Genomic DNA, 12,112 nt, shown 5'->3' with positions numbered 1-12,112 from the left:
TCAATGACCGTGGGGTTTTGAAATACCGGATCTACAAATGCGGGAAATTTTGCGGATATTTGACGTTGCCAGGATTGTTGCAGTGGATCAATGAAAACGAAAAGCCCGCTTCTGGGCAGAGAAGCGAGCTTTCCAACTCAAAAATAACTTGGATCTTCTCTAAGTGTAACACACACTTGGAGCGGTGAGGAGGGGCTAAAATGAAGCCTTATCTGAAAAGATTGGCCGAACTTTACCACAAAACCCAATCCGGCCAAGATTTTACCGAATCGGAAACAAGAGATTGGTGCGATTCCTTGAACGCCAATCTGACTTGCAAAAAAAAGCATTACGCATACGAGTATACGCTGGCTTATCTTTGGGAGCGCTACAAAGCGGTCGGACGGTTGTGTCCGGTTGAACGGATGCTATGGCGAAAAGCGATGCAACAAAATCTTTCACTCTGTTGTGAATTGAGCTGGCTTGAACACCTTTCTTTTATCGTCTATCAAACCGGCGACACAGATTACCAGCACGAAATCTGCGCGAAGATCGACTGGTTGAACGGAGACGGAGTGGTTCACTGATCTTTCAGCCTGGCTGGGAGGCTGAATCCCGGCCCCATTTTTCCCGAAAGGATGACGCTCATGTTTTATGTGAAAAAAGCCGAGGTCTACCTGGTTAATCTCGAACTTCCTTTTCAAGTCAACGGAAACGAGGCACAAAATCTTTACTCACTCTCTCTGGATCGGGACCAGGAAGAAACTTTTCCTAACTTCTTCATTTCAAATGCCGATATCGGCAAGTCTTTATTCCCGGCGATAAGGTTCATTCGATCTACTTTTATGAAGACAAAGAAGCGAAGGACCTTTACCGACAAATCTGCGAGAAATGGAATGAAGTGACGCAGATGACCGGCATTAAAGACGATAAAGGCAAAGAATGGTTTGTCATCAATGGCGTTACCTATATCGGGGATGAGAACACACAAGAAAAAGTCTCCAATGATCCGGAGGTTGCTCGTTTGATGTTGGAAATTGAGCAGCTGGAATTTCTGTTCAATGAGTTTCGAAAAAGTCGTGAAGTGGGTGAAGTAGATGGCCAAGTATAAAGCCAAACTCACCTGGCGTGAAACGGATCCCCAGGAACGCCGGGAAGTCCAAGTCGGTGACGAAGTGGAGATTCAAAAGGGACTTAAGTTTACCGTTCTCGATATATTCCCTTGGGAAGGCCGTCAAGCCTACTGGACGGATAAGATCGGCGTCGTTTATGCGGATGAGCTGATCAGGCAATGATCTTCAAAAGGAGCGGATGAAAATGTTTCAACCGGCCAAAAAGGTAAAGAAATCCCTGAAGATTGCAGTGTACGGTGAACCGGGAACCGGAAAAACGTGGTTTGGCCTGATGGCCCCTGGACGTAAGGCAGTCATTGATACAGAGAACGGAACGGATTTCTATGGTGAGCGCTTCGAATTTGATGTTTTGAAAACGCGGTTGTATAGCGAAGTCCGCCAAGCGCTTGACTACATTGAACAAAACCCCGGCCAATATGATGTTTTGATTGTCGATCCAATCACCAACATCTATCAGGTACTGAAAGATGCAGCGCAAATGAACGCAGAGAACCGGGCCAGAAGGAACAAGAAAAATCCCGATGACGCAGCGCTCACATTCAGAGACTGGGGCATCGTGAAGAATAAATATAATTCGCTGATCAGCCGCCTTTGTAACCTACCTTGTCATGTGGTGATCACTGGATGGCTCAAAGACATCTACGAAGGTGAAGGCGAGAACATGAAGAAAGTCGGCTCTCGGATCGATGCCGATAAGAAAACCGAATACCAGCCGGACGTCATCATCAAGTTAGAGGTTGACAAAAATGGCAATCGATACGGCGTGATTGAGAAAGACCGGACCATGACATACAAGAAAGGCCAGAAGGTGAAAGATATCTCGTTTGAGAGCTTTCTGGGGGCTGTAAATAAAGTTGGAACGGTAAGCCGGCTGATGACAGAGGAAGAAGCAGCCACTGCAGAAGCGGAGATCACTGTAGAGACTCTTGAAAAAATCAAAGACAAATGGCTCAAGAGCGGTAAAGCTCCCCAAGAGTTAACGGTCCATTTGAAACAAACATACGCAGCTAAAGACATATACAGCCTTACCGAGAAGCAGGGACAAGAGGTGCTGAAGTGGATCGCAGGAGGAGGGGCTGATGGCAAACGTGAGACCGCTTGAGCAAACAGTCGAAGCGATCCGGGCAGCGGCTCTGGTGTTCAACAAGTCGCTCAAGATTCCGGCTCGGTGGCGAGTAGCTGAACGGATCTCCTCCTCCAGCCGGTTGATGAAGATTAATCGCGCTCAACATGTTCTCCTGCTGGAAGATATCAACGAAGGACGGTTCAAACGTAAGCGGGGCGAGTTCCTCTGCAAAGCACGGATCACAAACCCTTCGGCGCATGAACGGTTGAACGTGATCGATATCGACGCCGACAAGAGCAAGCGGGTCAAAGTGGACTGTCAGAAGTGCCTAGAAATTGCGCGGAAGCGTTGGAGATAAACAAACCGGGGTGGCTCCGGCTACCCTCTCCTGGGGGGATCACGATGAAACATGGAACCTGCCGGAATTGTGGCAAGGAGTTGAATCAGAAGCCCAAACATCAGCTTGATGAAAATCGGAAGTTTTGCGGAAAACGATGTTTCTGGAAACACCTAGACAAAGTAATGATGATGCACGTAGAACATAGCGGCAAATGTAATGTGGAACGGCTCTAAACTAAACGGGCGGCTCGTCTGCCTCTTGGAGGGATAACGATGTTCAAAGCGTACTGCAAGCATCCTGAGTTCGGAACTATGCCGGCAGTTCATCTGGCAGATGTAGATGAGATTTTGCGCTATACCAGCCTGCAACGGCATTTTTTCCCCGAAATCATCGTGACAGACGAACTGGATCTGACAGTAGTGCACGTTCAGAATCATCGATATGTGTTCCCGGACGAGTGGAAGAGATTGAACAAATAAAGGGCGGCATTGTCCGCCCCCCGATACGGGGGAGGGTGTGAGTGTGGCAAATCCACAACCGGACAAATTTACACGGCTCAGTAATGAACTGTACGAAGCAATTATGACCACCGATTTTAGTAAGAGGCAACGGAATATTTTAGATTTGGTTCTTAGACTAAGTTATGGATGCGGAAAAAAAGACGCTCTCATCAAGCCATCGGAATTTGAGTTGGTTGGTGTTCGGAAAGGTCATGTGAAGAAAGAACTTACCTATTTGGCCCAATCAAAGGTGTTATTTATTGATGGGGATCGGATTCAGATAAACAAGAATTACGATCAGTGGCGGGTCAGTTTGGTCAGCTGCTTTAATCCCGAGAAATTCAAAGATCTGATCAAACGAAATCTGGATGCTAAATCAGTTACCAAAACAGTAACTACTGATGAGAGCGAGTTATCAAAACAGGAACCAGATAGTTACCAAAACAGTAACTCGGTAGTTACTGAAACGGTAACCGACATGGCCTCTCATCCCTACAGCCACAAGGCTTACGACGATCCGAAAGATATATTAAAGAAAATTAAAGAAAGTAATAATAATAACTCTGCTGACGAACCACTACCTGATCCATTTGAAGAAGAGCTGACAGACGAACAGAAGTTGGAAAACGAAATAGAGGACTATTACCAATCAAAAAGAGGGAAGTATGGTTTCCCTGTAAGCCCCAAAGATCGAGACTTAATCAAGAAAGCGATACACGAGGAAAAATTCACACGCGATGAAATGTTCCAAGGTATTACCCTGGCTTTCTCGCAATCTGAAAATATAAATTCCTTCAATTACTGTTTGAAAGTGATGAGGACAGAAAGAGAAAAAAGGATGAAAGTGCAACAGAAAAAGAAAGTCGTTCCGCTCAATCGCCGGACTGATACTGATGAATTACCGATGGTATTACGTCCCGAGTTTCAGCAACAACAAAACCAATTGTCGCCAGAAGAGGCTGAGGCAAGAGTGAAGGCTTTAAAAGAAAAAATCAAACAACTCAATAAGAAAGTGCCGAAGGTGGGAGAAAAATGAATCACGCACGAACCGAAATTCGTAAAATCCTAGCTGGCAGACAGGTCAAATCACCAGATGAACGAGTGAGAGAGCTGATGGACCACACCTTGATTAGATCGTTTATGAAAGAACATCCAGAAATCCCGTTGGAAGCCTATAAGAGATCATTGTCAAAGCTCAGTCAATATGTACGGGAGCAAGGTAACTGCGTCAGGTGCCAAGGGTTGGAGTCCTGCCCGAATATCATCACCGGCCATCATTCCGTTTTGGTTGGATACGAAACCAATATCGATCTGCAAATGAAGAAGTGTCACCGTCTGGAAGCGTACGAACAGATGAAGAAGCGGCAGGCGCTAATGAAAAGTCACATGATTCCAAAGAGTATCTTGGCTGCCACTTTTGACACAATCGATTTAGATCCGGACCGGACGGAAGCCATCAGCCAGGCAATCGAATACTGCGAGCGGTTTGAGAGTGGGGTATTCCCGAAGCATGGGCTTTATCTATACGGACCTTACGGCGTAGGCAAAAGCCACATTGCCGGGGCGATGGCAAACTACCTGACGGGGCTTGGTGTTGACTCGTTCATGGTGTATGTGCCGGACTTTGTTCAATCGGTTTATGATTCCATCCGCAAGCAGAAAATCAATGAGCTGGTTGATTCGGTGAAACAGGCGAAAGTGTTGATTTTGGACGATATCGGAGCAGAAAACCTCAATCCTTGGATGAGGGATGAGATCATTGGGGCCATTCTCCAATACAGGATGGGTGAAGAGCTGCCAACAATCTATACGTCAAATCTCACCTTAAACGAATTGGAGAACCACCTGGCGTTTACAAACAAAGGTGGCGAGGAGAGAATCAAAGCCGTCCGGATCATGGAGCGCATTAAACATTACACCAAGCCGATTCGAGTTAGCGGCAAAAATCGGCGGGAGGGAGCGATCTAAGATGAGTGCACAAACGAAAAAACGGAATCGCCGGGGCCGGCCGCCGGTCGATGAACCAAATTATATTGCTTGCATTGACTGGGACTTTGGCTGGAAACACCCGAGGGACTTCCAAGAGCTATTGAAAGCGTGGGAGGATGGCTTAGCTGTTGAAGATATAGCCAGAGCGCTGGGTCGTCCGTTGGGTGAGGTAGTCGTCTACATCATGGATCAATGGGAGAAAGGGAATTTGCCGGATCGGCCAAACGGGCTGTGGGGAAGGAGGAAGCGAGCATGAAGTATCAATACGAATTCTTCTTGCCTCAAAATCCGAAACCAATCGATACGATAACGGGAGATATTTATGATTGCGAAAAGAAGGCGGATGAGATCGTAGCGGAGCTTGGAATCAATGAAGACGACGACTTAATTATTGCGGTAACGGAGGTCGGCAACAATGATTGATCCACGAATCGGGGAGCAGCTGGAGTTGTTGCCCGAATATCTAGAAGAGGTTGAACAGGAAATTGCCCGAGAAAAGGATCGGAAAGCACAGGAAGCTCGGGAACGGGCAAAACAACGTGCCCGAGAGCGGCGAGAGTACATCAAGCGAATCCAGGAACAACGCGAAACTGAGGCACAAAACATGGCGAAGGTGATCCCGTTTAGAAGAAAAAACAAAGTGATCCCGCAGTTTGAGAGAGGAGATGCATCATGAGAGTTCTTGATTTGTTCAGCGGGATTGGAGGATTTAGCCTCGCCGCTCATTGGGCAGGAATGGAGACAGCAGCGTTTTGCGAGATTGAGTCATTCTGTCAGAAAGTGCTGAGAAAGAACTTCCCTGGCGTTCCGATTTACAACGATGTGCGGACGATTACCAAAGAGCAACTAGAAAGGGACGGTGTGATAAATGGCGATCGAACAATTGGACTTGTTTGCGGTGGGGTACCTTGTCAACCCTTCTCAGTCGCCGGGAAACAACAAGGAATCAACGATGACCGCCACCTCTGGCCTGAAATGTACCGAATCATCCAAGAGCTTCGACCCCCTTGGGTACTTATTGAAAACGTTAATGGCTTTGTCAAACTGGCCCTCGATCTCGTCATCGATGACTTGGAAAACGAAGGTTACGAAGCGCGGACGTTTATTATACCAGCTTCAGCAGTTGGAGCGCCGCATCGAAGAGACAGAGTCTGGGTTGTGGCGCACACCTCAAGCTTCCGAGGCCATCCGGGGGCCGAAGAGCCGGGAACTGTACGAGAAATGCTTAGCAACCGGCCAAAGCATGGTGACGCTAACGGATCAAGCAAAACACGCGCCAGGGTTACTTTGGCCAACACCGACAGCGCAGGACGGGAAAAACGCCACCTTGCCGCCGTCACAGAAGGAACGGGATTCAGTACCCGGGGCACTGATCCGCGAAGGGCAGAAAGGTTCCCTCAATCCGGCTTGGGTCGAGTGCCTGATGGGATACCCACCAAATTGGACCAACATCGATGGCCTGCAGGATTAGGGCAAGCGCAATATGAATGGGAACCACCGCGAGTAGCAGAGGGAGTCAAAAACAGAAAAGATCGGCTAAAAGCGTTAGGGAATGCAATAGTACCGCAAGTCGCCTATCAGATACTTAAAGCGATCATGGAGGTAGAAAAACATGAGCCTGCCAGCAGGATTCATACAAATTGATTTGTTCTCGATACCGGAAAAACAGGAGCCTAAGAAAGCGCCCATAAGAAAGCCGAAAGGAACCGTCTACCGTTGCGACAAGTGCGGCAAGTCTGTGGTGATGAATATACCGGCCATCGTGATCGTTTGCGGATGTGGTCGGATTATGCAACAAGAGGAGTGATCAGCATGGCAAAAGTGATCCGGGTTAAGCTGCCCAACCCGACCCCGGGAGGAGCCATAATAGATGGGCGGACTATAAGAGTGACGTTGCAGAGCCTAATTAGTCAAATCTCAACGGATTTACTTGACCGGCGTGTAACCAATTTCAAGACCGATGGGGAAACGCGGGAGATTCAAATTCATTTTGAAGGAGATGAAAATAGTGATCAGCATATTTGCGGACAATAAAAAGGTTGTCCGAGCGAAAGAGACAATCAAAGAAGTTTATCTGGCTGACAAAAGGCCGTGGGTTGTAGGGTTCAGTGGTGGTAAAGACTCCAGCGTTGTCGTCCAACTCACGCTACAGGCGCTGAGTGAACTGGAACCGGAGCAACGGCGGAAACCGGTGTACGTCATCAGCTCCGACACGCTGGTTGAGACGCCCTTGATCATCCAGCAGATCGACACGGCGCTCAACCGGATCCAGACGGAGGCGGATCGAGTCGGACTCCCAGTGAAAGTCCAGAAAGTTCGCCCGGCCCTGCAAGACACATTTTGGGTGTCACTGATTGGCAAAGGCTATCCAACTCCTCGCCAAAAGTTTCGCTGGTGTACAGACAGAATGAAAATCAAGCCGGCGAACCGGTTCATCCTCGACAAGGTGTCCGAGCACGGTGAGGTGGTCATGGTTCTGGGGGTCAGGGTGGATGAATCAAAGTCCCGGGCAGAGTCGATCCGGAGCCATCAGATCGAGGGAAGCCACTTGATGAAGCACAGCACCTTGCCCAATGCTTACACGTTCGCTCCGATCAAGGACTGGAGCACAGATGATGTCTGGGAATTCCTACTGGACAATGCTGAATGGGAGGAGGACAACCGGAAACTGCTGCAACTGTATCAGGATTCAGATGGAGAGTGTCCCTTAGTGATCGATGCTGATAGCAAAAAGGTATCATGTGGGAACAGCCGGTTCGGATGCTGGACCTGCACGGTCGTCAACGAAGACAAGGCGTTGAGTGGATTCATCAACAATGGTGTGGAATGGCTCAAACCTCTCCTTGAGTTCCGGAACCATCTGGTGGAGATTCGAGAGGATCGTCGAAAGCGTCAAAAACAAAGGAAGGATGGTCGGCGATACCTCACAACGAACTTGGAGGGGATCGACCAGACCAAAGCAGTCCGGATCTCAGATAGTGAACTGGACGAGTGGCTGGAACGGAACCGAATTGACCTGAGGACGGTGGAAGACCTCCACCTAATCGTAGAAGTCCCCGTAGAAGGCGAGTTGTTCCCGGTGGAAAAGACGCTGGGGCTGGGACCGTTCACCCTGAAGACACGGCAAGAGCTGCTGAACCAGTTGCTCGCCACACAGGAGCGGATCTGCAATCAGTACGGGGTGGAAGTGGAGTTGATCAGCGGGGAAGAGATAGAGGAGATCAGGAGAATCTGGCAAAAAGAAAAAAGCCCTTCCGCATGACGCGGAAAGGGCCCTCACCTACTAAGAGTATAGCACAAAAGCGGGAGGGATAGCGATGATCAAATTCACCGTACCAGGGCGGCCGATTCCCGCTGTAAGAATGACACAACGATCTAAATGGGATAAATACGCACAAAGGTATCTTGCATATAAAAGGGAGGTTGCCTGGTTCGCGAAATTGGCAGCAAAGGAACCGATAAGTGGCTATGTTGAAGCACGAATTCGCTTTTATGTGTACGGTCGCCGACGGATGGATATCGATAATTTAATTAAGTCAGTGCTTGATGGGGCAAATGGAATTTGTTATGAAGACGATCGATTGGTTTGGAAAATTACTGCTGATCGATTTATTGTTAATCATTCAAGTAAGCAGAAGGTTGAAGTGGAGTTTATTCCATTGCCAGAAGCTCAAATAAGCTAACGGAGGGATCAGGATGGGAGCAATTAAAGAAGCGCCAAAAGTTAAATGGAAAAAGCCCATGTACAGAAAACTGGTGGAGCAATTTCTGAGGGACTACCTACCACTGAAAGAATCGCTTCAGGACCGGGAAATGGTCGATCTGTTCCCGTCCTGTGTCCCAACCTACGGAGAAGAAGGGGTAAGCGGTGGTGGACATGGTTCATCATCCACTGAACGATATGCGCTCAAACGAGTGGAGCGCCAATCATGGGAGAAAGAAATTTTTGTTCAAAGGCTTGAGAAGGCCTTGGACATATTAAATGAAAATGAACGGGAGGTGATCGTGAAAACTTACTTCGATGGATTATGTCCTACCCAGGCTTATATGCAGTTGAGGATGAGTGAAAGATCTTATCGTCGGGTCAAGGCGCGGGCAATTGACAAAATAGCACTGTCATTAGGTTTGATTTAGTTCTGTTCGTTCATTTCCTTAATTATCATTGAAAGGGGGAACGCTGCTTTCCCTAGACCTTTGAGCGGGAAACCGCTCTTTTTTTGTTGGCCGGAATTTGGCCGCTTTTTGGCCGTTTTTTCGCTGAAATCGGTGCTAATATGGTATCAGGGAAATTAATCAACATGATCCCTTGCATTTATCGGAGCGGGCGGCATGTTGTTGGTGCTTGGTAATCCACGGAACGTGTGTTTGTTCTCTCTTCTTTCCGTAAGCGTGGGCGCATATTTCAAAAGAGGTCTTAGCGGGGACCTCTTTTTTATTTTGGAAAGCCGGGGACATATCATAGACAAATTTGTTTTGCAAACCGCATCTAAGTCAGGGAAGGAGGACAAAAAATCCAATCAAGGAAAGGGTGTGGGGCAATCCCCTTCTGTCAAATGTCCCGCCTCCTCCTTCCTTGACTTAGGCCAAGGAAAAAATCAAAAAGGGAGAGTGAAACTCCCTCCATCGTCCAACTCCTTTCCTTGGCTTATAAAAATTAAAGCATGGAAGCTTTTTCTAGAGGAGTGTTAGCCGCTTAATTTATACTAATCAGATGCATAAAAACATTCAGCAAAAAAATGATGCAACCCCTGATTTTTATGTACTATAATGTAGATTATAGAACATAAACACCTCGGGGGACATGCAAATGGAAAATGAAATTATGTTAGTCGGCAGGGCGGAAATTTCTACAGAAGTGAAAGAAGTCCCGCTGACTGATCTGGCTTTGCAATATATGGAAGCCAGTAAATCAGAAAACACATTAGCCAACTATCGGCACAGTATTAAGTTGTTCAGCGAATACATGATTGAAAAGCATGGCTTAGACTTGCGCTATACCGATCATTGCCAGCAAGTTAGTCAGGAAATGATATGCAACTATCTTTCCTATCTCACAAGTGAGGAGAGAGCGAAAAAAGGGAAGAAATATAAGCCGCTGAAAGCTGCTTCTGTATTGCGTCACCTGTCGGCCATCCGGGACTTTTTCGGCTATGTTGCAGAGATAGCGAAGAAGCCTATTCCAAACCCTACGATTGGGAAAAAGGTGTCGGACACCGTGAAAGGGATTCAGCGCAGACTAGGAACCGCGCCAAATCCCAAACGGGCCGTTACTTTGGATGTGGCTGGGATGATTTTGGCCGAGATCGAAGGAAATGATTTGATTGACTTGAGGGACGCGGCCATCATTTCCCTTGGGTTTGCCGGGGCGTTCCGGCGATCTGAGTTGGCCGGGGCGGATGTTGAACATCTGATATTTAAGGACTCCGGTATTCTGTTTTATCTTCCGCGATCCAAGACGGACCAGACCGGGGAAGGAGCTTGGAAACATATCGCCTACGGGCAACGGAAGACTACTTGCCCGGTGCGGCTTGTGGAAAGATGGATTAAGGCTGCGGGGATAAAGGAAGGCGCACTATTTCGGAGTATTGGAAAGGGTGGAAGGCTTGGCGGTCGGATTCATCCCGCATCGATCGCCCGGATACTCAAAGATCGAGCAGAAGCGGCAGGCTTGGATAGAAACCATTTTTCAGGCCATTCTTTGCGGCGCGGATTTATCACATATGCATATGAGAACGGGGTGGACATGGTAACGATCATGCAGCATACCGGGCATAAACGCTTCGAGACGGCCAAACGGTATGTGGAGATGATCGACATCGAAAAGAACAGCGCCACAAAGGGGCTATATTAGGGGCGGATGCTCTCTTCGAGTGGAAACAAAAATCAAATCTCCTCCGAATTATTTAAATTGAGGAGGGTATACGATGAATGAGGATTTCGGTCATCCAAGTTATCCGTTTAATAAGTGCCACTTTTGCGGGAAAGATCTTTCACCTGGGGAAGCTGAAGTGAATGATGATTTAAAAGTTTGCTGTAAAGAGTGTTATGAAGAAGAGGTAAGAAGAGGGAAAGGTTAAGTCCAAAATATATTTACCAAGGGGTACCTAGGGTATTCGGAATAAATTTTCGCGGCTCAGAGAGGCTCCTAGACCCCTGTTTTTATGAATGAAAAAGAAAGCTGCCCCGATTATAGGGCAGCTTTCATTGTGAAGGAGAACGTCGGTATACTTATTTATTCGTAAGCAGGGGCGGAATTATGCTTCTTTTTTATGGAGGTGGCCAATGTGTCGATTATCTTGGGTTTGCTGGCTATTTTGTCAGCAATCGGATTATTTTCCGCTATTCTTATCAAAAGTCAAGCAGAAAAGAGAATTGCTTCGAGCGCGGGTCTTTACAGTTTTTCATGGAGGTGAACTGAATGTATCAATCCTATGGAAAAAATTCACGCCGTTATTTTCAAAACGTAAACAGGGAGAATGATGGTTTATATCCGTCCTACGGAGTTAATCGACATCTTTACTCTTGGAAACCAAGCGGTAGAAAGATTAAAACAATCAGCGTTAAGTTTGGGTAAATGAAAAGACCACCCGGAAGTGGGGTGGTCTCTAAAGTTCGGTAAGTGGTCCTGTACCAGTTAATAAAGTTTCTGAACCATTGGGGTCGACATTTAACTCTTTGACAAATGCTTTTCCTCTTAATGTAAGTCCATCATCAGTTAAGGCACGAAGTACAAAGTAGTTGCCTGATTCAAACAGATCATCAAAAACATCAGGGTAACTTTTAAAACCATTAAGGCTTACATGCCAACTCTTTAAACCATTGTGAGACTCTGCAACGGATATATAACCGTTTGTAAATGAGATGTTTGTTTCTTCGTTATTAATCAAAACGGTTAGAGACCTTAGATAGTAAATTCCAGGTTCCATGGATATTTTCACCTCCCAAGAATATATTCGAAGTTCGGTCACTTTTTAGATCAATTTATTGTGAGGTGGTGAGATGAAAAGCGCAAAACCATTCTACCAAAGCAGAGCATGGCAGCGATGCAGGGCCGCAGTGTTGGCCAGAGATAATCATCTGTGCCAGGTGTGCTTAAAGAAGGGAC

The 12,112-nt window shown here is 47.1% G+C and carries 20 protein-coding genes; 19 read left to right on the top strand and 1 reads right to left on the bottom strand.

Annotation, left to right across the window (positions count from 1 at the left end; all coding sequences use genetic code 11):
* Positions 1-200 precede the first annotated feature (200 nt).
* From JG50_RS0113530 to JG50_RS20180, 19 genes are all read left to right on the top strand, one after another.
* Positions 201-566, top strand: coding sequence for a DUF7667 family protein (locus JG50_RS0113530; protein WP_033101651.1), 366 nt, complete (start codon positions 201-203; stop codon positions 564-566).
* A 323-nt stretch (positions 567-889) separates the two neighbouring features.
* The gene (locus tag JG50_RS0113520; protein WP_033101649.1) at positions 890-1,090 is read left to right on the top strand and encodes a hypothetical protein; all 201 of its coding nucleotides are present in this window, start codon (positions 890-892) and stop codon (positions 1,088-1,090) included.
* Positions 1,077-1,274 carry a hypothetical protein gene (locus JG50_RS0113515; protein ID WP_033101648.1) on the top strand — a complete coding sequence of 66 codons (198 nt, stop codon included), beginning with the start codon at positions 1,077-1,079 and terminating at the stop codon, positions 1,272-1,274. Before JG50_RS0113520 ends, JG50_RS0113515 begins: the two co-directional genes overlap by 14 nt.
* Before the next feature lie 22 nt (positions 1,275-1,296).
* Positions 1,297-2,214, top strand: a complete 918-nt coding sequence (locus JG50_RS0113510; RefSeq protein WP_033101647.1) for an AAA family ATPase — start codon at positions 1,297-1,299, stop codon at positions 2,212-2,214.
* A complete protein-coding gene (locus JG50_RS0113505) occupies positions 2,192-2,536 on the top strand; it encodes a hypothetical protein (RefSeq protein WP_033101646.1) in 345 nt (114 codons plus the stop codon). The genes JG50_RS0113510 and JG50_RS0113505 overlap by 23 nt, the downstream gene beginning before the upstream one ends.
* 254 nt (positions 2,537-2,790) lie before the next feature.
* The gene (locus JG50_RS0113500; RefSeq protein WP_033101645.1) at positions 2,791-2,997 is read left to right on the top strand and encodes a hypothetical protein; all 207 of its coding nucleotides are present in this window, start codon (positions 2,791-2,793) and stop codon (positions 2,995-2,997) included.
* Positions 2,998-3,040: 43 nt separating this feature from the next.
* Positions 3,041-4,054 (top strand): replication protein, encoded by a 1,014-nt coding sequence (locus JG50_RS18950; RefSeq protein WP_052154326.1) that lies wholly within the window; start codon positions 3,041-3,043, stop codon positions 4,052-4,054.
* A complete protein-coding gene (dnaI, locus tag JG50_RS0113490; RefSeq protein WP_033101644.1) occupies positions 4,051-4,986 on the top strand; it encodes a primosomal protein DnaI in 936 nt (311 codons plus the stop codon). The genes JG50_RS18950 and dnaI overlap by 4 nt, the downstream gene beginning before the upstream one ends.
* Position 4,987: 1 nt before the next feature.
* The gene (locus JG50_RS0113485; protein WP_033101643.1) at positions 4,988-5,263 is read left to right on the top strand and encodes a hypothetical protein; all 276 of its coding nucleotides are present in this window, start codon (positions 4,988-4,990) and stop codon (positions 5,261-5,263) included.
* Positions 5,260-5,430: a hypothetical protein gene (locus JG50_RS20185; RefSeq protein WP_160173882.1), complete on the top strand. Its 171-nt coding sequence runs from the start codon at positions 5,260-5,262 to the stop codon at positions 5,428-5,430. Before JG50_RS0113485 ends, JG50_RS20185 begins: the two co-directional genes overlap by 4 nt.
* Complete coding sequence (locus JG50_RS0113480; RefSeq protein ID WP_033101642.1) at positions 5,423-5,683, top strand: hypothetical protein; 261 nt, start codon at positions 5,423-5,425, stop codon at positions 5,681-5,683. Before JG50_RS20185 ends, JG50_RS0113480 begins: the two co-directional genes overlap by 8 nt.
* Positions 5,680-6,651 carry a DNA cytosine methyltransferase gene (locus tag JG50_RS0113475; protein ID WP_033101641.1) on the top strand — a complete coding sequence of 324 codons (972 nt, stop codon included), beginning with the start codon at positions 5,680-5,682 and terminating at the stop codon, positions 6,649-6,651. Before JG50_RS0113480 ends, JG50_RS0113475 begins: the two co-directional genes overlap by 4 nt.
* Positions 6,620-6,814, top strand: coding sequence for a hypothetical protein (locus JG50_RS0113470; RefSeq protein WP_033101640.1), 195 nt, complete (start codon positions 6,620-6,622; stop codon positions 6,812-6,814). The genes JG50_RS0113475 and JG50_RS0113470 overlap by 32 nt, the downstream gene beginning before the upstream one ends.
* A gap of 5 nt (positions 6,815-6,819) precedes the next feature.
* Positions 6,820-7,041: a hypothetical protein gene (locus JG50_RS0113465; protein ID WP_033101639.1), complete on the top strand. Its 222-nt coding sequence runs from the start codon at positions 6,820-6,822 to the stop codon at positions 7,039-7,041.
* Positions 7,016-8,269 (top strand): DNA phosphorothioation system sulfurtransferase DndC, encoded by a 1,254-nt coding sequence (gene dndC, locus JG50_RS0113460; protein WP_407701825.1) that lies wholly within the window; start codon positions 7,016-7,018, stop codon positions 8,267-8,269. The genes JG50_RS0113465 and dndC overlap by 26 nt, the downstream gene beginning before the upstream one ends.
* Before the next feature lie 55 nt (positions 8,270-8,324).
* Positions 8,325-8,690 (top strand): RusA family crossover junction endodeoxyribonuclease, encoded by a 366-nt coding sequence (locus JG50_RS18945; RefSeq protein WP_052154325.1) that lies wholly within the window; start codon positions 8,325-8,327, stop codon positions 8,688-8,690.
* Positions 8,691-8,703: 13 nt separating this feature from the next.
* Entirely contained in the window at positions 8,704-9,141 is a 438-nt protein-coding gene (locus JG50_RS18940) for an ArpU family phage packaging/lysis transcriptional regulator (protein WP_052154324.1), read from the top strand.
* Between the two features lie 673 nt (positions 9,142-9,814).
* A complete protein-coding gene (locus tag JG50_RS18935) occupies positions 9,815-10,858 on the top strand; it encodes a site-specific integrase (protein ID WP_052154323.1) in 1,044 nt (347 codons plus the stop codon).
* Positions 10,859-10,931: 73 nt separating this feature from the next.
* Entirely contained in the window at positions 10,932-11,084 is a 153-nt protein-coding gene (locus JG50_RS20180; protein ID WP_160173881.1) for a hypothetical protein, read from the top strand.
* Positions 11,085-11,612: 528 nt separating this feature from the next.
* Here JG50_RS20180 and JG50_RS0113435 read toward each other — a convergent pair.
* A complete protein-coding gene (locus JG50_RS0113435) occupies positions 11,613-11,933 on the bottom strand; it encodes a hypothetical protein (protein WP_033101636.1) in 321 nt (106 codons plus the stop codon).
* Positions 11,934-12,112: the final 179 nt, after the last annotated feature.

This window comes from Thermoactinomyces daqus (assembly GCF_000763315.1).
GTDB lineage: Bacteria > Bacillota > Bacilli > Thermoactinomycetales > Thermoactinomycetaceae > Thermoactinomyces_A > Thermoactinomyces_A daqus.
This window is presented reverse-complemented; position numbering and strand designations above follow the sequence as displayed.